Origin of the sequence: Pseudomonas sp. ADPe, assembly GCF_014843515.1 — a bacterium.
Lineage (GTDB): Bacteria > Pseudomonadota > Gammaproteobacteria > Pseudomonadales > Pseudomonadaceae > Pseudomonas > Pseudomonas citronellolis.
The window spans coordinates 266,494-288,924 of record NZ_CP062122.1; the positions used below are offsets into that span (position 1 = coordinate 266,494).

Annotated in this window: 16 protein-coding genes; 4 read left to right on the forward strand and 12 right to left on the reverse strand. The window is 68.3% G+C overall.

The window, feature by feature from the left end; genetic code table 11:
* Positions 1–29: 29 nt before the first annotated feature.
* Positions 30–830, forward strand: a complete 801-nt coding sequence (locus IG194_RS01140; protein ID WP_058490177.1) for a c-type cytochrome — start codon at positions 30–32, stop codon at positions 828–830.
* A 90-nt stretch (positions 831–920) separates the two neighbouring features.
* On the opposite strand, the gene IG194_RS01145 is transcribed toward IG194_RS01140, so the two are convergent.
* From IG194_RS01145 to IG194_RS01190, 10 genes are all read right to left on the reverse strand, one after another.
* The gene (locus IG194_RS01145; RefSeq protein WP_009618813.1) at positions 921–1,136 is read right to left on the reverse strand and encodes a TOBE domain-containing protein; all 216 of its coding nucleotides are present in this window, start codon (positions 1,134–1,136) and stop codon (positions 921–923) included.
* Between the two features lie 48 nt (positions 1,137–1,184).
* Positions 1,185–1,994 (reverse strand): aliphatic sulfonates ABC transporter ATP-binding protein, encoded by an 810-nt coding sequence (gene ssuB, locus IG194_RS01150; protein WP_058490178.1) that lies wholly within the window; start codon positions 1,992–1,994, stop codon positions 1,185–1,187.
* Positions 1,991–2,785 carry an aliphatic sulfonate ABC transporter permease SsuC gene (ssuC, locus tag IG194_RS01155; RefSeq protein ID WP_009618809.1) on the reverse strand — a complete coding sequence of 265 codons (795 nt, stop codon included), beginning with the start codon at positions 2,783–2,785 and terminating at the stop codon, positions 1,991–1,993. The genes ssuB and ssuC overlap by 4 nt, the downstream gene beginning before the upstream one ends.
* A 62-nt stretch (positions 2,786–2,847) precedes the next feature.
* A complete protein-coding gene (gene ssuD, locus IG194_RS01160; protein ID WP_058490179.1) occupies positions 2,848–3,999 on the reverse strand; it encodes an FMNH2-dependent alkanesulfonate monooxygenase in 1,152 nt (383 codons plus the stop codon).
* A 110-nt stretch (positions 4,000–4,109) separates the two neighbouring features.
* Entirely contained in the window at positions 4,110–5,087 is a 978-nt protein-coding gene (locus IG194_RS01165) for a sulfonate ABC transporter substrate-binding protein (RefSeq protein WP_058490180.1), read from the reverse strand.
* A gap of 164 nt (positions 5,088–5,251) precedes the next feature.
* The gene (gene ssuE / locus IG194_RS01170) at positions 5,252–5,845 is read right to left on the reverse strand and encodes an NADPH-dependent FMN reductase (RefSeq protein ID WP_058490181.1); all 594 of its coding nucleotides are present in this window, start codon (positions 5,843–5,845) and stop codon (positions 5,252–5,254) included.
* 444 nt (positions 5,846–6,289) lie between these two features.
* Positions 6,290–7,039, reverse strand: a complete 750-nt coding sequence (locus IG194_RS01175; protein WP_009618802.1) for an ABC transporter ATP-binding protein — start codon at positions 7,037–7,039, stop codon at positions 6,290–6,292.
* A complete protein-coding gene (locus IG194_RS01180) occupies positions 7,036–7,863 on the reverse strand; it encodes an ABC transporter permease (RefSeq protein WP_058491018.1) in 828 nt (275 codons plus the stop codon). The genes IG194_RS01175 and IG194_RS01180 overlap by 4 nt, the downstream gene beginning before the upstream one ends.
* Positions 7,864–7,872: 9 nt before the next feature.
* Positions 7,873–8,880 carry an aliphatic sulfonate ABC transporter substrate-binding protein gene (locus tag IG194_RS01185; protein WP_141679867.1) on the reverse strand — a complete coding sequence of 336 codons (1,008 nt, stop codon included), beginning with the start codon at positions 8,878–8,880 and terminating at the stop codon, positions 7,873–7,875.
* 184 nt (positions 8,881–9,064) lie between these two features.
* Positions 9,065–9,703 carry a peroxiredoxin gene (locus IG194_RS01190; protein WP_043272102.1) on the reverse strand — a complete coding sequence of 213 codons (639 nt, stop codon included), beginning with the start codon at positions 9,701–9,703 and terminating at the stop codon, positions 9,065–9,067.
* Positions 9,704–9,939: 236 nt separating this feature from the next.
* Between IG194_RS01190 and IG194_RS01195 the strand changes: the two genes are divergently transcribed.
* Complete coding sequence (locus IG194_RS01195) at positions 9,940–10,149, forward strand: DUF6316 family protein (protein ID WP_009618794.1); 210 nt, start codon at positions 9,940–9,942, stop codon at positions 10,147–10,149.
* Between the two features lie 469 nt (positions 10,150–10,618).
* On the opposite strand, the gene IG194_RS01200 is transcribed toward IG194_RS01195, so the two are convergent.
* Entirely contained in the window at positions 10,619–11,803 is a 1,185-nt protein-coding gene (locus IG194_RS01200; protein WP_009618792.1) for a thiolase family protein, read from the reverse strand.
* A gap of 168 nt (positions 11,804–11,971) precedes the next feature.
* The gene (locus tag IG194_RS01205) at positions 11,972–18,325 is read right to left on the reverse strand and encodes a retention module-containing protein (protein WP_058490182.1); all 6,354 of its coding nucleotides are present in this window, start codon (positions 18,323–18,325) and stop codon (positions 11,972–11,974) included.
* A gap of 479 nt (positions 18,326–18,804) precedes the next feature.
* Between IG194_RS01205 and IG194_RS01210 the strand changes: the two genes are divergently transcribed.
* Complete coding sequence (locus IG194_RS01210; RefSeq protein WP_058490183.1) at positions 18,805–20,163, forward strand: TolC family outer membrane protein; 1,359 nt, start codon at positions 18,805–18,807, stop codon at positions 20,161–20,163.
* A gap of 105 nt (positions 20,164–20,268) precedes the next feature.
* Positions 20,269–22,431 (forward strand): type I secretion system permease/ATPase, encoded by a 2,163-nt coding sequence (locus IG194_RS01215; RefSeq protein WP_064987673.1) that lies wholly within the window; start codon positions 20,269–20,271, stop codon positions 22,429–22,431.

Consider the following 22,431-nt stretch of genomic DNA (forward strand, 5'->3'; position numbering starts at 1 on the left):
TTTGCGCAGCCCATCGCTGGAGCCCGCCCATGCGCTTCATCCTGTCGCTGCTGATCCTGCTTTGCCCCACCGTATTCGCCGCCGAACTGACCCTGGAGCTGCCCGCCGGCACGCGCACGCTGAGCAGCGCCGAGCTGCTGGGCAACGCCCAGGCGCGCAACATCGAGATCAAGGACGACGTGGCCTACAAGCGCACCATGCACTACCGCGCGGTGCCGCTGGCGGCGCTGCTGGAGGGCGTGGACGGCCGCGCCCACGTGCAGGCCGTGGCGCTGGACGGCTTCGCCGCCGAGCTGCCCGCCGCGCCGCTGCTGCAGAAGGACGGCGCGCGGGCCTGGCTGGCCATCGAAGACGAAAAGAAACCCTGGCCGCCGCTGGGCCAGGACAAGCCTTCGGCCGGGCCCTTCTACCTGGTCTGGACCGACCCGCAGGCCTCGGCCATCGGCCCGGAGCAATGGCCCTTCCAGGTCAGCAGCCTGCGCGTGCTGGATTCGGTGGAAATCCGCTTCCCGGCCCTGCTCCCGGCCAAGGACGCCAGCCCCGACGTGCAGGCCGGCTTCGCCCTGTTCCAGAAGCACTGCCTGGCCTGCCACCGCCTGAACGGCGCCGGCGACGCCCAGTTCGGCCCGGACCTGAACCAGCCCCACAGCCCCACCGAGTACTTCGCCAGGGACTACCTCCACGCCTACATCCGCGACCCGCAGAGCCTGCGCCGCTGGCCCCAGGCGAAGATGCCCGGCTTCGCCCCGGAAACCCTCGACGATACCGAGCTGGACCAGTTGATCGACTACCTCGCGCACATGGCGGCGCGGCGCCAGGCGCTGATGTAGAGCGCGCCGGCAAAGAAAAAGGCGGACGCGCCACAGGGGCGTCCGCCTTTTTTTCGCACCCAGGGCAGCGCAAACGCCGCCCTCCCCGCCTCACAGCTTGGCGATGGACACCTCGGTGGATTTCACGAAGGCGATCACTTCGCTGCCCACGGCCAGTTCCAGCTCCTTCACGGAGCGGGTGGTGATCACCGAGGTGACGATGCCGGCGGCGGTCTGCACGTCGATTTCCGAGAGCACCGGGCCTTCGAGGATTTCCTTCACGGTGCCCTTGAACTGGTTGCGGACGTTGATGGCTTTGATGGTCATGGCGTTTCTCCTATGGGGAATGTCGGTAGTGCACGGATGAACGGTGGATCAGAGCGCCCAGCGCAGTTGCGTGGGCAGTGGGGATACGGGTTCCGGCTCGGGCGGCAGCGGCGGCAATGCCAGCACGCGGTCGAGCACCTCAGCCTCCAGCGCGGCCAGGCGCGCCGAGCCGCGGGAGCGCGGGCGGGCCAGGTCGACGTTCAGGTCCAGGCCGATCTCGCCTTCCTCGATGAGGATCACCCGGTCGGCGACGGCCACCGCCTCGCTGACGTCGTGGGTGACCAGCAGCACGGTGAAGCCGTGGCGCTGCCAGAGGTTCTCGATCAGCCGCTGCATCTCGATGCGGGTCAGCGCATCCAGCGCGCCCAGCGGCTCGTCCAGCAGCAGCAGGCGCGGCCGGTGGATCAGCGCGCGGGCCAGGGCCACGCGCTGCTTCTGGCCGCCGGACAGGCTGGCCGGCCACTCCCGGGCGCGGTCGGCCAGGCCCACCGCTTCCAGGGCTTCCAGGGCCTGCTTGCGCCAGTCGCCGGACAGGCCCAGGCCGACGTTGTCGATCACCCGCTTCCACGGCAGCAGGCGGGCGTCCTGGAACATCAGACGGGTGCCTTCGCGGGCCTCTTCCAGGGGCGCGGAGCCGGCCAGCAGCTGGCCGTCGCTGGGGGCGTCGAGGCCGGCCAGCAGGCGCAGCAGGGTACTCTTGCCGCAGCCGCTGCGGCCGACGATGGCGACGAACTGGCCGGCCGGGATGCGCAGGTCGATGCCCTTGAGCACCTCGCGCTCGCCGAAGCGCTTGACCACGCCGTTCAGCGCCAGCGGGATGCCCTGCTTGAGGTTCTGCGGAGTGCTGAGGGCGTTCATGCCGCACCTCCCTTGGCCTGGTAGGCCGGGTGCCAGCGCAGCCAGACGCGTTCCAGGCCGCGGGCGGCGAGGTCGGCCAGCTTGCCGAGCACGGCGTAGAGCAGGATCGCCAGGACCACCACGTCGGTCTGCAGGAACTCCCGGGCGTTCATCGCCAGGTAGCCGATGCCGGAGCTGGCGGAGATGGTCTCGGCGACGATCAGCGTCAGCCACATGAAGCCCAGGGCGAAGCGCACGCCCACCAGGATCGACGGCAGCGCGCCGGGCAGGATCACCTGGCGGAACAGGGCGAAGCCGGACAGGCCGTAGCTGCGCGCCATCTCCAGCAGGCCGGAGTCGATGTTGCGGATGCCGTGGTAGGTGTTCAGGTAGATGGGGAACAGGGTGCCGAGGGCGACCAGGAAGATCTTCGCCGACTCGTCGATGCCGAACCACAGGATCACCAGCGGGATCAGCGCCAGGTGCGGCACGTTGCGGATCATCTGCACCGAGCTGTCGAGGAAGCGCTCGCCCCATTTCGACAGGCCGGTGACCAGGCCCAGGGCCAGGCCGATGGAGCCGCCGATGACGAAGCCGATGGCGGCGCGCCAGGTGCTGATCGCCAGGTGCTGCCAGAGCTCGCCGCTCTTCACCAGCTGGTAGCCGGCCTCGACCACCGCGCTGGGCGCCGGCAGGATGCGGCTGGAGAGGAAACCGCCCTCCACCGCCACCTGCCAGACCAGCACCAGGGCCACCGGCAGGGCCCAGGGCGCCAGGCGCTGGGCCACTTGGTTGAGAGTATTTGTCTTCATGTCTTGTGCTTCTCCGGGTTGCTCGCGGGGTTCGCGGGCAAGCTCGCTCCTACGGGGTCGACTTAGCTCTGCGCGGCCTGCTGCTTGGGCAGGATGTCGTTGGCCACCATCTCGCCGAAGGGGCTGACGTAACCGCGGGCTTCGGGCTGCTGCGGGCGGGCGAGGTCCAGGTGCGGGAACAGCAGTTCGGCGACGCGGTAGGACTCTTCCAGGTGCGGGTAGCCGGAGAAGATGAAGGTGTCGATGCCCAGCTCGGCGTATTCCTTCACCCGCGCGGCCACGGTCGGGCCGTCGCCGACCAGCGCGGTGCCGGCGCCGCCGCGCACCAGGCCGACGCCGGCCCAGAGGTTGGGCGAGACTTCCAGGTTGTCCTTGCTGCCGCCGTGCAGGGCGGCCATGCGCTGCTGGCCCACCGAGTCGAAGCGGGCGAGCGAGGCCTGGGCGCGGTCGATGGTGTCCTGGTCGAGGTGGCTGATCAGGTGGTCGGCGGCCTTCCAGGCTTCCTCGTTGGTTTCCCGCACGATCACGTGCAGGCGGATGCCGAAGCGCACGCTGCGGCCCTGCTTGGCGGCCTTCTCGCGGACCTGGGCGATCTTCTCGGCCACCGCGGCCGGCGGCTCGCCCCAGGTCAGGTACAGTTCGACCTGCTCGGCGGCGAGGTCCTGGGCGGCTTCCGAGGAGCCGCCGAAGTACAGCGGCGGGCGCGGCTGCTGGATCGGCGGGTAGAGCAGCTTGGCGCCCTGCACCTGGATGTGCTTGCCGTCGTAGTCGACGGTCTCGCCTTCCAGCACGCGGCGCCAGATGCGGGTGAATTCAACGGAGGCCTCGTAGCGCTCCTCGTGGTTCAGGTGCAGGCCGTCGCCGGCCAGCTCGTCCGGGTCGCCGCCGGTCACCAGATTGAACAGCGCGCGGCCGTTGGACAGACGGTCGAGGGTCGCTGCCTGGCGCGCAGCCACGGTCGGCGAGATGATCCCCGGGCGCAGCGCCACCAGGAACTTCAGGCGCTGGGTCACCGGGATCAGCGAGGCGGCGACCAGCCAGGAGTCCTCGCAGGAGCGCCCGGTGGGAATCAGCACGCCGCCGAAGTCGAGGCGGTCGGCGGCCTGGGCCACCTGCTGCAGGTAGCCGTGGTCGACCGCGCGGGCGCCCTCGGCGGTGCCAAGGTAATGGCCGTCGCCGTGGGTGGGAAGGAACCAGAAGATGTTGAGGCTCATCGCTATAACTCCAGATTGAGCGCGCCGGCGTGGCGTAGCCGCGCGATGATGGGGTGTCGGAATCGGGTGAAGTCGCTGGGTTCCCGCGAACGCGGGAACCCAATGAACGCTTACTGCGCCTGGGCCACCTTGGCCTTGCTGTCCGCCGGCGGCGTCCAGACCACGTCCTTGATGCTCAGCGCCTTGGGAATCAGCTTCAGCTGGGTGAAGGCGTCGGCGATCTTCTGCTGCTTGGCCACCACCTCGGGGGTGATGAACTGCGCACCGTAGCCCTGGCGCTTGACCGCGGTGAGGGTGATGTCGGCGGGCAGGCCGAGCAGCGGGGCGACCTGTTCGGTGACCTGCTCGGGGTTCTTCTGCGACCACTCGCCCACCGAGCGCACTTCTTCCACCAGGGTGGTCAGCACCTGCGGGTGCTCCTTGGCGTAGGTGCGGGTGGCCAGGTAGAACTGGTGGTTGTCGGCCAGGCCGCGGGCGTCGACCAGGGTGCGGGCGTGCAGCTGCTTCTCGGCGGCGGCCTGGTACGGGTCCCAGATCACCCAGGCGTCGACGGCGCCGCGCTCGAAGGCGGCGCGGGCGTCGGCCGGCGGCAGGTACACCGGCTGGATGTCGCTGTACTTCAGGCCGTTCTCCTCCAGGGCGCGCACCAGCAGGTAGTGCACGTTGGAACCCTTGTTCAGGGCGACCTTCCTGCCCTTGAGCTCGGCCACGGATTTGATCGGCGAGTCCTTCGGCAGCAGGATGGCCTCGCTGGTGGGCGCCGGCGGCTCGTTGGCCACGTACACCAGGTCGGCGCCGGCGGCCTGGGCGAACACCGGCGGCGTCTCGCCGGTGACGCCGAAGTCGATGCTGCCGACGTTCAGCCCTTCCAGCAGCTGCGGGCCGCCGGGGAATTCCGTCCACTGCACCTTGACGCCCTGCTCGGCCAGGCGCTTCTCCAGCGTGCCGCGGGCCTTGAGCAGCACCAGGGTGCCGTACTTCTGGTAGCCGATACGCAGGGTACCGGGTCGTTCTTCGGCTTGGGCGCCGTGGGCCAGGGCCGCGATCAGCAGGGCCGCCAGTCCACCACGCAAAGTGAGGTTGCGCATTGCATGCTCCTTTGTCGTTGTGTGCTCGCCGGACCTGCGCTCCCGTTGGCGGGATGCTGAGGACCTGGTGTTTTTGTCATCCAACGCTCGCACCACCTGCCGATTCGGGGCTCGGTAGCGCTCCACGCTTTTCTCCTGCCGCCTGCCGCCTGCAGCCGCCTCTCTCAAATACTCCAGCGCGCCTTGAGCAACCGCTCGCTGAGCAGGTTCGGGTCGATCGGCCGGGGCCGCCGCGCCAGGGCGCCGTGGAACTGTTCCAGGGACTCCAGCAGGCGCCGCTCCAGGGCCGGCTCCAGCTGCGCCGGCGCATCAGCCGTGGCGTAGGCGATCTGCGAATCCTCGGCGAACACGCCGTGGAGCATCTCCTGGGCCTTCAGCGCCGCCAGCACCGGCTTGAGCGCGTAGTCCACGGCGAGCATGTGGGCGTTGCTGCCGCCGGTGGCCAGGGGCAGCACCACCTTGTGGCTCAGGGCGCGCTCGGGCAGCAGGTCCAGCAGCACCTTGAGGGCGCCGGCGATGGAGGCCTTGTACACCGGGGTGGCGATCACCAGGCCGTCGGCCCGCGCCACCTGCTCCAGCAGCTCCAGCACCTGGGGGCTGTCGAAGCGGGCATGCAGCAGGTCCTCGGCGGCGAAGTCGCGCACCTGGTAGGCGCGCACCTCCACCCCACGCTCATGCAGCCACCGGCGGGCAACGTCCAGCAGGACCGCGGAACGGGAGCGCTGGCTCGGACTGCCGGCGAGGGTCACCACATACATTGCACGCTTCCTTATAACTGAAAGAGCCGACTTGAAGCCGGCTCGCTAACCAACGTGCATAGACCTTAACAGGGGTTTTGATATTCCAATAAATGTTATTTATTCATTTGCTTATAACTTGAATAAAGAGTGTAGGAGCGAGCTTGCTCGCGAACGGGAGTTACTTGTGGCAGCGGTGTTCTGGGGAGATTCCGCTCCCTCTCCCTAACCCTCTCCCTGAAGGGAGAGGGGACCGTTCGGAGTGCTTTGGTATTCCTGAGTCAGCCGGCAATCTCGGCTATCCGGCTGAATCTGACCTTCCCGCTGGCACGGACAAGCCCCCTCTCCCTTCAGGGAGAGGGCTGGGGAGAGGGCGCTCTTGAACCCAGCACCTAGGCCACCAGCAAACGCCAATTCGCGAACAAGAACCAGGCGTCCCCCTCGCTCCTACGAACAGCGCGACGTCTAGATCACGTGGGAATGCTGCAACTCCGTCAGCGCCTCTCCCCGCAGGTACGCCAGCTCCACCGCGCGGCGGTCGCGCGGGCGTTGCAGGGGCACCGGGAACTCGCGGCGCAGGCGGCTCGGGGCGCCGCCCAGGAGCAGTACGCGGTCGCCCAGGTAGAAGGCCTCGTCGAGGTCGTGGGTGACCAGCAGGATGCTGATGTCGTATTCCAGGGCCAGTTGCTGGATCAGGTCCTGCAGGCGCAGGCGGGTGAAGGCGTCCACCGCGCTGAAGGGCTCGTCCAGCAGCAGCACCTGCGGCCGGCCGTAGAGCCCGCGGGCGATGGCCGCGCGCTGGGCCATGCCGCCGGAGAGCTGCTTGGGCAGCAGGCCACCCTTGCCTTCCAGGCCGACGTCGCGCAGCAGCCGGGCGATGCGCTGGTCGTCGGCGAGCCAGCCGTCGGCGAAACCGACGTTCTGCGCCACCGTCAGCCAGGGCAGCAGGCGCGGCTCCTGGAACACCACGCCGATGCCGCCGCCGCGGCCGCTCTCGCCGTCCGGGCCGAAGCCCAGCAGCGGGTTGCGCTGCAGTTGCCCGGCGAAGTCGGCGTCCAGGCCGGCGGCGATGCGCAGGAGGGTGCTCTTGCCGCAGCCGCTGGGGCCCAGCAGGCTGACCACCTCCCCCGGCGCCAGCGCCAGGCTGACGTCGTCGAGCACGCGCAGGCCGTCGAAGCTCTTGCGGATGTTGTTGAGTTCCAGCAGCGCGCTCATGCCTTGCCCTCCAGGCCTTCGAAGCTGTCGCGCCAGGCCAGGGCGCGGCGTTCCACGGCCTTGAGCAGGCCGTCGCTGAGCTTGCCGAGCACGGCCAGGACCAGGATGGCGGCGATGACGATGTCCGGCCGCGAGGTTTCGCGGCCGTCGCTGAGCAGGTAGCCCAGGCCGCGGGTGGCGGCGATCAGCTCGGCGGCGACGAGGAACATCCAGCTCAGGCTGAGGGCGCCGCGCAGCCCGGTGAACAGGCTCGGCAGCGCCGCCGGCAGGAGGATGCGCCGCGCCAGGGTGAAGGTCGACAGGTGGTACAGCCGGCCCAGCTCCACCCACTTGCGGTCCACCCCGCGCACGCCGGCGACCAGCGCAAGGTACACCGGGAAGAAGGCGCCGAGGGCGATGAGCACCACCTTGGGCGTCTCGTCGATGCCCAGCCAGAGCAGCAGCAAGGGCACCCAGGCCAGGCTGGGAATGGCCCGCAGGGCCTGGAAGCTCGGCTCCAGGTAGGCCTCGGCGCGCTGGCTGAGGCCGACCCAGGTGCCGATCAGCAGGGCAGCGAAGGAGCCGATGGCGAAGCCGCTGGCCACCCGCGCCAGGCTGGCGCCGATGTGCTGCCACAGCTCGCCATGGGCCAGTTGCCAGAGGGTGAGCGCGACGCTGCTGGGCGCCGGCATCTGGTTCTCCGCCAGCCAGCCGGCGCGCACCGCGAGTTCCAGCGCGGCGCACAGCAGCAGCGGCAGCACCCAGGCCCGCCAGCGCAGCGGGCGCGGCCGCAGCGACAGGGCCAGGCGGCGGCTACGGCCCAGGTCGAGGGGCTGGCTCGGCACGCCCATGGTTCACTCCGCCCTGGCCAGGGGCTGCTTGCCGATGACCTCGCCGGCCAGTTGCGGGTCGATCAACTGGTCCACCACCCTGGCCACGTCGGTGCCGGGGCGCACCAGTTGCTCGTCCACCAGGATGGGCGCGGCGGCCTTGAGCGCGGCGACCTGCTCGGCGCCGGGCAGCGGCTGGCTGAAGTCGGTGCGCGAAAGCTGCAGCCTGGCCACTTCCAGCGGCAGCTTGGCCTCCTCGGCCAGCAGCCTGGCGGTCTCCTCCGGATGCTCGATGGCCCAGTGGCGGGCCCGCTCGTAGGCGCCGATGACCTGCTTGATCAGCTGCGGCTGCTCGTTGGCGAAACGCTCGGTGACGCTGAGCACGCCGTAGCTGTTGAAGTTCACGTTGCGGTACAGCAGGCGCGAGCCGGCCTGCAGCTCGCTGGCCGCCATGTGCGGGTCGAGCCCGGCCCAGGCGTCCACCTGGCCGCGCTCCAGCGCGGTGCGGCCATCGGGGTGCTGCAGGTGGACGATCTCCACGTCGCCCTTGCCCAGGCCGACGCTCTGCAGGCTGCGCAACAGGAACAGGTAGGGGTCGGTGCCCTTGGTGGCGGCCACCTTGTGGCCCTTGAGGTCGGCCAGGGATTTCAGCGGCGAGTCCTTGGGCACCACCAGCGCGGTCCATTCCGGGCGCGAGGCGATGTAGACGGTCTTCAGCGGGCTGCCATTGGCGCGGCTGAGCACCGCGGCCAGCCCCGCGGTGGAAGCGAAGTCGGTGCTGCCGGCGTTGAGGTATTCCAGCGAGCGGTTGCTGCCCTGGCTGAACACCCAGCGCACCTCGGTGCCCTGGGGTTCGAGCGCCTGCTCCAGCCAGCCGAAGTGCCTGAGCACCAGGCTGGTGGGCGCGTAGTAGGCGTAGTCCAGGCGGACTTCCCTTGGCGTTTGTGCGGAAGCGGTGGCAGTGAAGGCGCCGAACGGCAGACACGCCAGGAGAGCGGCGGTCAGGCTGCGGCGCCAGGTGGACGGACCCATGGTCGATCTCCTTGGCGGCGTGGCTGACGTCTTCTCCCCGTGTGGCGGGCAAGTCAGAGCGGGAAAACAAAGCGCGGCGCGAAGCCGGGCGGGAACGGAAAAAAAGGCGGCCGGACGAACCGGCCGAATACCCTACTCGTGGCTTGGAACAACGGCGCGGCTGCGCGGGGCAGCCGCGGGAAAATCAGCGGTTGGGCTGCGGGGTCAGGCGCAGGTACGGCTTGACTGCGCGGTAGCCTTTGGGGAAACGCCGGCGAATCTCGTCCTCGTCTTTCAGCGAGGGCACGATGACCACCTCGTCGCCGTCCTGCCAGTTGCCGGGCGTGGCGACCTTGTGGTTGTCGGTCAGTTGCAGCGAGTCCACCACCCGCAGGATCTCGTTGAAGTTGCGCCCGGTGCTGGCCGGATAGGTGATGGTCAGGCGCACCTTCTTGTTCGGATCGATGACGAACAGCGAACGCACGGTCAGGGTGTCGTTGGCGTTCGGGTGGATCAGGTCGTACAGCTCGGAGACCTTGCGGTCGGCGTCGGCGATGATCGGGAAGTTGACCACGGTGTTCTGGGTTTCGTTGATGTCGTCGATCCACTTCACGTGGGACTCCACCGGGTCAACCGACAGCGCGATCACCTTGACGCCGCGCTGTGCGAAGTCGTCCTTGAGCTTGGCGGTCAGGCCCAACTCGGTGGTGCACACCGGGGTGAAGTCCGCCGGGTGGGAGAAGAGAATGCCCCAGCTGTCGCCGAGCCATTCGTGGAAACGGATGCGGCCTTCGCTGGATTCCTGTTCGAAGTCGGGGGCGATGTCGCCAAGACGCAGACTCATGGGTTGGGCTCCTGGTTCGTGTGGGGTTCACTATGCACAAGGCCGGATTGCATTAAAAAGAATATATTTCGATTTTCTTATAACCAAAAAGATATGCAGTCACCTGGCCTCGCACCACTGGCCATTGAGCATAGCCGCCGGGGCCTGCGCCGCCGTCCATTCGTCGCCTGCGCCCCGCCGCCGCCCGGCCTGACTACACTGAAATCATTAACCCGCAAGGTGTGGGAGGTATCTTCATGTTCGGTAAACGAGTGACTGACGGCGAGCCGGGCACCCACTATCGGAGCGACCGGATCAGCGCGGTCAATGGCCAGTACTTCTTCTCGACCCGCGAAGGCACGCTGGAAGGGCCGTTCTTCACCCGCTTCGATGCAGAGCGCGAGGTGATGCAGTACATCAGCCGGATGCAGCAGGCCGCCGGGTTGTATGCGCGGGTGGCGCAGTAGGTGTTGTCTGGGTTTTAGGCGAGTCATGAACCCCGGCCAGGTGCCGGGGTTTTTCTTTGGTGGTGCCGGGGTGGGCTTTTCTGTAGGAGCGAGCTTGCTCGCGAAGGACGTTCTGCTGGCCAGGTTCGGTGTGCATCCTGAAGAACGCCCTCTCCCTAACCCTCTCCCTGAAGGGAGAGGGGACCGTTCGGTGTGCTTGGATGTTCTGGAGTCAGCCGGCCACGACGGTAGTTTCCGGCTGAAACCGTCCTTCCCCACTGGCACGGACAAGCCCCCTCTCCCTTCAGGGCGGGGCGCGCAGCCGAGGGCTGGGGAGAGGGAGCGGAGTCAATCCCAAGCGATGATGCCGCCGGGTAACTCCGTTCGCGAGCAAGCTCGCTCCTACAAAACCCCTCCCCAACGAAAAAAGCCCCGGCATCGCTGCCGGGGCTTCGCTATCGGCCCTCCTGCGTGGGGACGGCCGCCAGACTCAGCGGAGCGCTTCGAACAGGCCGGTGGCGCCCATGCCGCCGCCCACGCACATGGTCACGATGCCGTAGCGCAGGTTGCGCCGCTGCAGTTCGCGCACCAGGTGGCCGACCTGGCGCGAGCCGGTCATGCCGAAGGGGTGGCCGATGGAGATGGAGCCGCCGTTGACGTTGTACTTCTCGTTGTCGATGCCCAGGCGGTTGCGCGCGTACAGGCACTGCGAGGCGAAGGCTTCGTTGAGTTCCCACAGGTCGATGTCGTCGATCTGCAGACCGCGGGCCTTGAGCAGCTTGGGCACCGAGAACACCGGGCCGATGCCCATCTCGTCCGGCTCGCAACCGGCCACGGTGAAGCCGCGGAAGAAGGCCTTGGGCTTGAGGCCCAGTTCCAGGGCCTTGTCCAGGCTCATCACCAGGGTCATGGAGGCGCCGTCGGAAAGCTGCGAGGCGTTGCCGGCGGTCACCGAGCCGTCTTCGGCGAACACCGGCTTCAGCGAGTTGAGGCCTTCGAGGGTGGTGTCCGGGCGGTTGCAGTCATCGCGGTCGACCACGCCTTCGACCACCTTCTTCTCGCCGGTGGCCTTGTCTTCCACGGCGTAGCGCACGTTCATCGGCACGATTTCGTCGTCGAACAGGCCCTCGGCCTGGGCGCGGGCGGTGCGCTGCTGGCTCTGCAGGGCGTAGAGGTCCTGTTCCTCGCGGGTGACGTTGTAGCGACGGGCGACGATCTCGGCGGTCTGCCCCATGGGGTAGTAGATCCCCGGGAATTCCGCTTCCAGGCGCGGGTTGACGAAGTGGTCGGTGTTGCGCGACTTGGCCGTCAGGGTGATGGACTCGACGCCGCCGGCCACCAGGATGTCGCTGCAGCCGGAGGCCACCTGGTTGGCGGCGATGGCGATGGCCTGCAGGCCCGAGGAGCAGTAGCGGTTGAGGGTCATGCCGGCGACGTGGATGCCCAGCTTCGACAGCACCGCGGCGTTGCGGCCGATGTTGTGGCCCTGGGCGCCCTCGTTGGAGCCGGCGCCGACCACGCAGTCGTCCACCAGCAGCGGGTCCAGGCCGTTGCGCGCCAGCAGCGCGTCGATGCAGTGGGCCACCATGTCGTCGGGCCGGGTCATGTTGAACTTGCCGCGGAACGACTTGGCCAGGCCGGTACGGACGCTGTCGACGATCACCACTTCACGCATGGGAAACCTCGTTGCTTGTTGTTCGATTGGGGAGGTGCAGTCGGCCAAGCATAGGGCGAGCGAATGCCGGGGCGCGACGATCATTCATCCCGGATATGCGCTGCCATCCCCCAGCGGATACGCGACCGCCGCCCAAGGGCGGCGGTCGCAGGCGCCCTTGCGGCGCGCTCAGACGGTGTCCACCTTCACCGCATGGTCGGCCAGCAGGCCGTTGAGCACCGCGTGGGTGTCGCCGCTGGAGACGATGGCGCCGCCGTGGTGGTCGGTGTACTTGGCCACCAGGTCGACGTTGGCCAGGTCGATGGTCTGGGTCGTCGCGCCCCCTGTCGCGCCGGTGGGGTTCACCGATATGGTGGTGGTCGAGGTGGTGGCGTTGACCGAGAAGGTCAGGTACTGCGCCAGCGAATCGGCGGTGGCGTGCTCGCCCTGCAGCAGGTCGGCCAGGTTCAGCGAGTCGCCCTCGCCTATGTTGAAGTCCTTGATCACGTCATGCCCGGCCTCGCCCTTCTGCCAGACGAACTGGTCGGCGCCGGCGCCGCCGGTAAGGGTGTCGTCGCCCATGCCGCCGAACAGGATGTCGTTGCCGTCGCCGCCGAGCAGCGTGTCGTTGCCGCCCTGGCCGAACAGCAGATCGTCGCCCTTGCCGCCTTCAAGGGTGTCGTTGCCGCCGCGGGTGTCGCCGGCGACGTTGAGTTCATAGGCGTGGGCGACGATGTAGTTGGTCACCTGGCCCTGGGACGGCGCGGCGCCGCCGTTGGCGGCGGTCAGGTAGTCCACCAGGCCCTGGTAGCCGGCGCCGTTGTGGGTGCCGGCGGCGTGCCCGGTCCAGCTCAGGGCGTCGGTGTTGATCACGTCGCCGAAGAGGATGTCGTTGCCGTCGCCGCCGACCAGGTGGTCGTGGCCCACCGCCTGCGGCGAGGTGTTGCTGAAGCCTTCCTGCAACGCGGTCTGCAGCTGTTCGGCGGTGTTGATGATCTGCGGCTGGCCGACGTTGGCGGTGAGGTCCGGGGTGTTGCCGGTGAAATGCAGGGTGGCGGTGCCCGTGGTGCTGGTGTTGTCGAAGAACTGCAGGATGCCGCTGTTGATGCCGTCGCCGATGCCGATGGCGTTCACCGACACGTGGTCGCTGCCGCTGAACAGGCCGCCGCCGTTGAGCAGGTTGTTGGCGACGTCCAGCGCGTCCTTGATGTCGTGGTAGTTGGTGACGGTGCCGCTGTTGCTGCTGTCGCCGATGTAGGTGGTGGGGTTGCCGTCGGTGAGGAAGAACGCCAGGTTGATGTAGTCGTGGGCGGCGTTGGCGCCCCCGCCCACCGTGGCGTTGAACCAGTCGACGGTGGATTTCAGCGCCGCCTCGTAGTTGGTCCCGCCCACGGCGCCGAGGCTGTTGATGGCGCTGATCAGGGTGGCGACGTTGGTGCTGTTCAGGCCATGCACCTGGGTCAGCGTCGAGCCGTCGGCGAAGGACACCAGGGCCAGGTTGATGGTGCCGTCGTGGCCCTTGATCTGGTTCAGCAGGTTGATCAGCGCCGCCTTGGCCAGGGCCATGCGGCTGAGCCCGGTGGTCCCGGAGGGGTCGGCCATGCTGCCGGAGGTGTCGATGATCAGCGCGATGTTGTAGTTCTTGCCGGGCGTGGTGGTGACGGAAACGCCGCCCACGTCGCCGATCAGCACGTCGTTGCCGAAGCTGCCGGCGATGGTGCCGTGGTCCGGCCCGAGCGGGCTGGGCACGACGTGGGGCGTCGTCGAGCCGTCGGTGTCGCTGGCATTGCTGCCCACCACCAGGATCGGTGCGCCGTATTTCACGCAGATGTCGAGGTTGGCCGAGGAGGTGTCGCCGTCGCCATCGACGATGGTGTAGTGGAACGATTCGCTGATCTGCCCGCTTTCCGGGAAGCTCACGCTGGCCTTGACCGCGTAGGTGTAGTCGCCGGCGTGGTGGCCGCCGCCATCCTTCAGGTACAGCGTCAGGGTGCCGTTGTCGGTGCTGATGGTCAGCAGGCCGCTGCTGGCGTTGTAGCTGCCGGTGGCATGGCTGGCGCTGGGGTTGAGGTTGGTGAGGTTGCCGTTGGCGTCCACCGCGAAGGTCTCGCCGCCGATGCTCACCTGGGTGATGCGCACGGTGCCGTCGGCGCTTACCGGCAAGTCATTGGCCAATACGTTGCCGCTGACCGCGTCGAGGTGGCTGAGGTTGACCAGGGTGGCGCTGAGGTCGCTGGGGTCGGTGACGATGACCGGGGTGCCGTGGCTATCCACCCGCACCAGGTCCTGGTCGGTGATGGAGGTGCCGACGCCGACGGCGAAGGCCTCGACGTTGTTGGTGCTGCCGTTGTGCGCCGCGAGGAAGCTCTGCCAGGCGTTCAGCGCAGCGTTGGTGCTACCGGTGGTGGGCTGCCCATCGGAGATGAAGTACACCCGGTTGATCGCCGCGGGGTCGGCCCCCGGCGCGTTCAGGTCGGCGTTGATGCTGGTCTGGGCACGGTTCAGCGCGGCCTCGTAGTTGGTGTTGCCGCCGGCCTGCAGGCCGTTGATGGCGTTCACCAGGCTGGTGTAGCCGCTGTCGCCGGCGTCGTCGAAGCTGTAGTGGCTGGCGGCGCTGGCCGAGGTGGCGAAGCTGATCAGCGAGACCTGGATCAGCAGGCCCATGGAGGCGTACTCGTGCAGCATGTTGATCAGCGCGGCCTTGGCCTGGGCCAGCTTGCTGCCCTGCATGCTGCCGGAGACGTCGAGCACCAGCGTCAGGTTGACCGCCGGCGGCGGCTGCACCAGCAGGCATGCCGGGTGGTCGTCCACCGCGGTGGGGCCGTCGTCGGCGAAGCCGATCTTGTTGCCCAGGTCGAGGGTCTGGCTGCTGCTGGCCTTGTCGCCGTCGTAGTCGGTGATGCTGGCGGTGCCTTCCAGGCCGACCAGCCCGGTCTTCAGCCAGGCCACCTGGCTGTCGTAGTTGCCGGAAGCCCCCGGCCCGTCGTGCTGGATGGCCGAGTACTGGGTGAGGATCACCTTGCCGCTATTGCCGTCCAGGCGCAGGTCGAACACGGTGTTGGCCGTGGTCACGCCCTGCAGGCTGGTGGCGGTGCTGCCGACGATCTTGCCGCCGACGTCGTAAAGGTGGATGGTCGCGTTGCCGCTGCTCAGCCCGCTGTCGGCGCCCTGCCCGGCCAGCAGCTTGAGGCTGTAGCTCCAGCTCACGGCGGAGGCCGGGGCATCGGCGCCGGCGCTCTGCGAGGTGATGACGAAGGCGCCGGTGAAGTCGCCGCTGGCGGTGTCGGAGTTGGCGCCTATGGTGTCGGCGTCCTGGGTCTGCACCAGCACCGACTGGCCGCCCAGGCCGACGCTGATGGACGGGCCGTCGTCGGCGAAGGCCACCTTGTTGCCCAGGTCCAGCGAGGCCGTGGAGCTGGCCTTGTCGCCGTCGTAGTCGGTGATGGTCGCGGTGGCCTGCAGGCTCACCAGGCCGGTGGCCAGGGGGGCCTGCTGGGTGGCGTAGTTGCTGGTGGCGCCCGGCAGCGCGTGGTCGATTTCGGCGTACTGCGTCAGGGTGACACTGCCGCTGCCGTCCACCTTCAGGTTGAAGATGGTGTTGCTGGCATTCACCCCGCCTTCGGTGTTCGAGGTGCTGCCGATGATCTGACCGTTCTGCTCGTACAGGTAGATTTTCTGCCCCGCACTGTTCAGGCCCGATTGGGTGCCTTCGGCCACGTCCAGCTTCAGCGCGTAGCTCCAGTTCACCGAAGCCGGAGTGTCGGCACCAGCGCTCTGCGATGTGATGGCAAAGGCCGCGGCGAAGCTGGTGGTGGCGGTGTCGAAGTTCGAGCCGATGGTGTCCGCGTCATGGGTCAGCAGCACGATGGGCTTGCTGCCGCTGAGGTCGATGCAGATGGAAGGGCCGTCATCGTCGAACGCGACCTTGTTGCCCAGGTCGAGCGAGGCCGTGGAGCTGGCCTTGTCGCCATCGTAGTCGGTGATGGTGGCGCTGGCCTGCAGGCTCACCAGGCCAGTGCCGAGGGAGGTCTGCTGGGTCGCATAGTTGCTGGTCGCGCCCGGCAACGCGTGATCGATCTCGGCGAACTGCGTGAGGGTGACATTGCCGCTGCCGTCCACCTTCAGGTTGAAGATGGTGTTGCTGGCATTCACGCCACCTTCACTGCTGGCGGTGCTGCCGATGATCTGGCCGTTCTGCTCGTAGAGGTAAATCTTCTGCCCGGCACTGTTCAGGCCTGACTGGGTGCCCTCCGCTACATCCAGTTTCAGCGCATAGCTCCAGCTCACCGCAGCCGGCGTATCGGCGCCGGCGCTCTGCGATGTGATGGCGAAGGCTGCGGCGAAGCTGGTGGTGGCGGTGTCGAAGTTGCTGCCGATGGTGTCGGCGTCCTGGGTGTGCAGCAGCACCGGAACCTTACCGCTGAGGTCGATGCAGATGGACGGGCCATCGTCGTCGAAGGCCACCTTGCCGCCCAGATCGATGCTGGCGCTGGACGAGGCCTTGTCGCCGTCGTAGTCGGTGATGGTCGCGGTAGCGTCCAGGCTCACCAGGCCGGTGCCAAGGAAGGCCTGCTGCGCGGCATAGTTGCTGGTCGCACCCGGCAGCGCGTGATCGATCTCGGCGTATTGCGTCAGGGTGACATTGCCGCTGCCGTCGACCTTCAGGTTGAAGATGGTGTTGCTGAAATCCACGCCAGCTTCGGTGCTGGAAGTGCTACCGATGATCTGGCCATTCTGCTCGTACAGATAAATCTTCTGCCCGGCACTGTTCAGCCCCGACTCGGTGCCTTCGGCCACGTCCAGCTTCAGCGCGTAGCTCCAGTTCACCGCAGCCGGGGTATCGGCGCCGGTGCTTTGCGAGGTGATGGCAAAGGCTGCGGCGAAGCTGGTGGTGGCGGTGTCGAAGTTGCTGCCGATGGTGTCCGCATCCTGGGTCACCAGGTTGCCCAGCTGCGCGCCGCTGGCGCCGATGCCGATGCTCGGGCCGTCGTCGGCGAAACCGATCCGGCCGCCCAGGTCCAGGTTCTGGCTGGCGCTGGCCGGGTCGCCGTCACGGTCGGTGATGGTGACGCTGCCCTGCAGTTGCACCAGGTCGCTGCCGAGGGTGACGTGCTGGCTGTCGAAACCGCCGGTGTCGCCCGGCAGGGCGTGGTCGATGGCGGCGTACTGGGTCAGGGTGACCTTGCCGCTGGCGGCGTCCACCGCCAGCGAGAAGACGGTGTTGGCGCTGCTGACCGCGCCGGCGCTGGCGGCGGTGGAGCCCACCACCACGCCATCGATCAGGTAGAGGTGGATGCCCTGGCCGCCGCTGCTCAGGCCCGAGGCCTCGCCCTGGCTGGTGACGTTCAGGCTGTAGTGCCAGGCCACGCTGCCGGCGCCGTCGGCGCCATAGGCCAGGGTCGCCTTGAAGGCGCTGGCGAAGTCCGCCGAGACGCTCTCGGAAGCGCCGCCGCGGGTGCCTTCGTCATGGCTGAGCAGGCTCGGCGCCTCGCCCTCCAGGGCCAGGCCGGCGGTGGGGCTGTCGTCGTTGATGAGGATGGCCAGGTTGCCGCCGACGGGGGTGCCGTTGCCGTCGGTCAGGGTGTAGGGGACGCTGAGGGCGATGTCGTCCTCGACGCCGTGCTGCGGGTGGTCCAGCGGCTGCTGCAGGACCAGTTCATAGGCGCCGTTGGCGAGGTTGGTGAGGCTCAGGGTGAACACCGTCTGGCCATTGGCCGAGGCCGTCAGCACGTGGCCGTCGGGGCTCACGCTGTAGCTCAGGGCCACGCCGCCGGAGGTCAGCGCCGGCAGGCCGGTGGTGCTCCAGGCGAAGGTCCCGGGGCCGTCGGCGCCGAAGTCGTAGCCGAGGCTGCCGGAAGCGCTGGCGCCGACGCCGGGCAGGCCGTCGTTGCCCTGGATGCCGCCGGGCAGGCCGTCCTCATCCACCACGGCGCTGGCGTTGCCCGCGCTGGGCACGCCGTCGACGGGCGGGGTCGGCGGTTCCGGCGGGGTCGGCGGCGCCGCCTGGGCCTGCTCGGGGCTGGGTATGCCGTCGAACAGCCGCGGGAACAGCGGGCCGCTGCCCAGGGGTCCGGTGGGGAAACCAATGTCCGGATCGACGCGGCCGCCGGTCTCGGTCAGCAGCACGAAGGAGTGCCCGCCGCCGGCCTTGGCGTTGCCGCCGGCGGAGAACGACGGGCCGGCCGCGGTGGCCTCGGCGACCTGGCTCGGGTCCTGCCCGGCGGCGATGGCCGCCTGCAGCGCCTTGACGTCGGTGATGTCCTGCTGGCTGGGCGCGACCGGCGCCTGCGCCGGCGCGCTGTCCGCGTACTGGTGGTGGGCGGCGGCGACCAGTTGATTGCTCATCGGCATCGAACTGTCGCGCCCCAGGGTGAGTTCGCCGCCGCCGGCGATCGCCACGGCCACGGCACCTTCGTGCCCGGTCACCAGTTGTTCGCCGACGAACAGCTTGTCGCCCTGGTGCAGGATGCGACGCGAACCATCCGCGGCCACGGCGAAGACCTCGCCCACCGCCTTGCTGACGATACCTACCAAGCTGGCCATGACTGCATCCTCCGCGCTTACTCTGCGCTTGCCGCCCGGCGCCACCTCCGGCGGCACCCAAGACCTCCGAGTTGGCCATGCCGTCACCGGCGCGCAGTGATGCGTAGAGGGAAGCAGAAGCCTGAAGGCGCTTTGGCATCAAAAAGCCAGCGGATGAATCCGCCATTTTTTTGACCACGCTTGCTTCGGTACTTCGCGGAAACGCCCGCCCTAGCCGCCTGAAACGTACATGGCTGTATGTGCAAGCCCATTCGTCCCCATAGCCAAGAAAAATCAGGGTTTGCGAGTTTTACAATGTGCCGCTTTTCACAGGTGTCATAAGACTTTTTCTGAATATGGGATGTGAAAAATTCTTCTGAGGTTCGCGAAAAGTTGTTCTTAGCTCTGATGTTACAGGCGTGAAACGCTTGATATCAGAAAAAAGCCAAGTTTTTGGCGAATTGCAAGAGCATCGAAGTCGAGAACACCAGGAGAACGCCATGCGCAGTCGTAACGCGACGCTATGGAGCGGTGTATTTCTGGCGGCCACCTGCGCTCAAGCCAACGCGATGAGCCTGACCCAAGCCATACAGAGCACCCTGCAATATCACCCGGAGATCAGCCAGAGCATGAACAGCCGGCTGACCGCAGACCAGGAACTGAAGATCGCCCGCGGCGGCTACCTGCCCACCGTCGATCTACTGCTGGGTTACGGCCGCGAAGGCGTCGATAGCCCCTCTACCCGTCAGGAAGGCAACCACAACAAGGAGACGCTCAACCGCGGCGATGCCGAGCTCCGCCTGCAGCAGATGCTGTTCGACGGCTTCGCCACGCCCAACGAGGTGGCGCGTAACGAGGCCAACGTCAATTCCAAGGCGTTCCGCGTGCTGGGCACCTCGGAGAACGCCGCGCTGCGCACCGTCGAGGTCTACCTCAACGTGCTGCAGCACCGCGAGATGGTGAGCCTGGCGCGCAACAACCTGCAGGCCCACCAGCGCATCGGCGACCAGATCCGCATGCGCAGCCAGCAGGGCGTCGGCAGCACCGCCGACAACGACCAGGCCACCGCGCGCCTGGCCCTGGCGCAGAACAACCTGTACACCGAGGAAGTCGACCTGCGCGACGCCGAGGCCAACTTCTACAGCGCCGTGGGCAAGCAGCCCGACGAGTTGGAGACGCCCTCCACCGTCAAGGCCCTGGTGCCCAGCGACATCAACAAGGCGCGCCAGGAAGTGCTGAGCAACAACCCGCTGCTCAAATCGGCCCAGGCCGACGTGAATGCCGCCGAGAAGCAGTACGAGGCGGCCAAGTCGCCCTTCTACCCGCGCTTCGACCTGGAACTGTCGAAGGCGGCGAACAACAACGTCGACGGCGAAGTGGGCCACTACAACGACTGGGAAGCCCAGGTGGTGATGCGCTACAACCTGTTCAACGGCATGCGCGACAAGAACCGCCTCGGCGCCACCTCGCACCAGATCGACGAGGCCAAGGACGTCCGCGACAACGCCCTGCGCCTGCTCAACGAGAACCTCTCGCTGGCCTGGGACGCCATGGAGAACGCCAGCAAGCAGACCGGCCCGGCGCGCGAATACGCCGACTACACGCGCAAGGTCCGCGAGGCCTACCAGCAGCAGTTCACCCTCGGCCAGCGCACGCTGCTCGACCTGCTGGACAGCGAGAACGAACTGTTCACCGCCAACCGCCGCTACACCCAGGTGCGCTACACCGAGGAGTACTCGCGCTACCGCGTGCTGGCCGCCATGGGCGCCCTGCTGCGCTCGCAGAACGTCGTGCCGCCCCATGAGGGCGTGGCGCTGTCCGACGTGAAGACCGAGACACGCCTGCCCGACATGAAATAAGGCCCTGCCCGCCCCGCGTCCGCCGCCGGCCCGCCCGGCCGGCGGCGCCTGCGGGGCGCGGCGGCCGCACGGGGCTCGCAGAAGCCCGGGAGAAGTAGCGTGACCATGATCATCCAGGAGCGCGGCAACCCCGCAGCGGACGACCCCCGCCTGAGCCACGACGACCCCCTGCTCGACGGCCTGCTGATCCTCTGCCGCCTGCACGGCTGCTCGGTCAGCCGCACCAGCCTGAGCGCCGGCCTGCCGTTGCCGCAGCAACGCCTGAACGCCGAGCTGCTGCCCCGCGCCGCGGCCCGCGCCGGCCTGCAGGGGCGCCTGCTGCGCCGCGAGCTGAAGGCCATACCGGCGCTCAACCTGCCGGTGCTGCTGCTGCTCGACGGCGGGCGTAGCGCGGTGCTGCGCCAGTGGGGCGCGGACGGCCAGGCGCTGATCCTGCCCTGCGAGACCGAGGGTGGCGAGCAGTGGGTGGGCACCGAGGAACTGGCCGCGCAGTACAGCGGCCTGGCCCTGTTCGCCCGCCCGCGCCACGAGCTGGAGGCGGCGCGCCAGCCGCTGGTGCCGCGGGTCGAGGCCTGGTTCCGCGACACCCTCAGGCTGTCGCGCTGGCTCTATACCGACGCCCTGGTGGCGAGCCTGCTGATCAACCTGCTGAGCATGCTGGTGCCGCTGTTCGTCATGCAGACCTACGACCGCGTGGTGCCCAACCAGGCCATCTCCACCCTCTGGGTGCTGGCCAGCGGGTTGCTGCTGGGCACCCTCTTCGAGCTGCTGCTGCGGGTGCTGCGCTCGCACCTGCTGGACATGGCCGGGAAGAAGACCGACGTGGTGCTCTCGGCCACGCTGTTCGAGCGCATCACCGGCATGGCCATGAAGTTCCGCCCGGCCACGGTCGGCGGCTTCGCCCAGAGCATCCACGACTTCCAGGGCCTGCGCGAATTCCTCACCGCGCTGACCCTCACCAGCCTCATCGACCTGCCCTTCTCGCTGCTGATGATCGTGGTCATCGGCCTGCTCGGCGGCGCTCTGGTGGCGGTGCCGCTGCTGGCCTTCCCGCTGACCATCGGCTTCGCCTACCTGATCCAGGTGCGCCTGCGCGACACCGTGCAGAAGAGCCTGACCCTCGGCGCCGAGCGCCAGGCCCTGCTGATCGAGACCCTCGGCGGCCTGGAAACGCTCAAGGCCTGCGGCGCCGAAAGCGAGCGGCAGTACCGCTGGGAAGCCACCCACGGCGCCCTCACCCGCCTGGACAACCACGCCCGCTTCCTCGCCACCCTGGCCACCAACGGCACCCTGTTCGTCCAGCAGTTCGCCGGCATGGCCCTGATCATCTGCGGCGTCTACGCCATCCTCGACGGCCAGCTCAGCGTCGGCGCCCTGGTCGCCTGCTACATGCTCAACAGCCGGGTGCTGGCGCCGCTGGGGCAGATCGCCGGGCTGATCACCCGCCACCAGCAGGCGCGCCTGACCATGAAGAGCACCGACGCGCTCATGGCCCTGCCCCAGGAGCGCCAGGCCAGCCAGCGCCCGCTGGAGCGCACCCAGCTGCACGGCGCGCTGGAGATGCGCCAGGTGGAATTCCGCTACTCCGAGCAGAACGCCGCGGCGCTGAGCCAGATCGGCCTGCGCCTGGCCCCCGGCGAGAAGGTCGGGCTGATCGGCCGCAGCGGCTCGGGCAAGAGCACCCTGGCGCGCCTGCTGCTGGGCTTCTACCAGCCGGACGAGGGGCAGATCCTGCTCGACGGCCTGGACCTGCGGCAGATAGACGTGGCCGACCTGCGCCAGCAGGTGGGCTACGTGGCCCACGACCTGCCGCTGCTGGCCGGCAGCCTGCGCGACAACCTGACCCTGGGCGCGCGCTACGTCGGCGATGCGCGCATGCTGGAGGTGGCCGAGCTGACCGGCGTCAGCGAACTGGCCCGGCAGCACCCGGCCGGCTTCGACCGCCCGGTGGGCGAGCGCGGCCAGCTGCTCTCCGGCGGCCAGCGCCAGGCCGTGCTGATGGCCCGCGCGCTGCTGCTGGACCCGCCGATCCTGGTGCTCGACGAGCCCACCAGCGCCATGGACAACAGCAGCGAGGAAGCCCTGCGCCGGCGCCTGCAGGCGTGCTGCGCGGACAAGACGCTGCTGCTGGTCACCCACCGCACCTCGATGCTCGCCCTGGTCGACCGGCTGATCGTCCTCGACGCCGGGCGCATCGTCGCCGACGGGCCGAAGGACGCGGTGATCGAAGCATTGCGCAAGGGCCACGTCGGCCCGGCAGCGGGGTGA

Bases quoted from the DNA above. Each gene is read 5' to 3' on its own strand.
- IG194_RS01140 (WP_058490177.1), top strand. From the start codon at position 30: ATGCGCTTCATCCTGTCGCTGCTGATCCTGCTTTGCCCCACCGTATTC.
- IG194_RS01145 (WP_009618813.1), bottom strand. From the start codon at position 1,136: ATGACCATCAAAGCCATCAACGTCCGCAACCAGTTCAAGGGCACCGTG.
- ssuB (WP_058490178.1), bottom strand. From the start codon at position 1,994: ATGAACGCCCTCAGCACTCCGCAGAACCTCAAGCAGGGCATCCCGCTG.
- ssuC (WP_009618809.1), bottom strand. From the start codon at position 2,785: ATGAAGACAAATACTCTCAACCAAGTGGCCCAGCGCCTGGCGCCCTGG.
- ssuD (WP_058490179.1), bottom strand. From the start codon at position 3,999: ATGAGCCTCAACATCTTCTGGTTCCTTCCCACCCACGGCGACGGCCAT.
- IG194_RS01165 (WP_058490180.1), bottom strand. From the start codon at position 5,087: ATGCGCAACCTCACTTTGCGTGGTGGACTGGCGGCCCTGCTGATCGCG.
- ssuE (WP_058490181.1), bottom strand. From the start codon at position 5,845: ATGTATGTGGTGACCCTCGCCGGCAGTCCGAGCCAGCGCTCCCGTTCC.
- IG194_RS01175 (WP_009618802.1), bottom strand. From the start codon at position 7,039: ATGAGCGCGCTGCTGGAACTCAACAACATCCGCAAGAGCTTCGACGGC.
- IG194_RS01185 (WP_141679867.1), bottom strand. From the start codon at position 8,880: ATGGGTCCGTCCACCTGGCGCCGCAGCCTGACCGCCGCTCTCCTGGCG.
- IG194_RS01190 (WP_043272102.1), bottom strand. From the start codon at position 9,703: ATGAGTCTGCGTCTTGGCGACATCGCCCCCGACTTCGAACAGGAATCC.
- IG194_RS01195 (WP_009618794.1), top strand. From the start codon at position 9,940: ATGTTCGGTAAACGAGTGACTGACGGCGAGCCGGGCACCCACTATCGG.
- IG194_RS01200 (WP_009618792.1), bottom strand. From the start codon at position 11,803: ATGCGTGAAGTGGTGATCGTCGACAGCGTCCGTACCGGCCTGGCCAAG.
- IG194_RS01205 (WP_058490182.1), bottom strand. From the start codon at position 18,325: ATGGCCAGCTTGGTAGGTATCGTCAGCAAGGCGGTGGGCGAGGTCTTC.
- IG194_RS01210 (WP_058490183.1), top strand. From the start codon at position 18,805: ATGCGCAGTCGTAACGCGACGCTATGGAGCGGTGTATTTCTGGCGGCC.
- IG194_RS01215 (WP_064987673.1), top strand. From the start codon at position 20,269: ATGATCATCCAGGAGCGCGGCAACCCCGCAGCGGACGACCCCCGCCTG.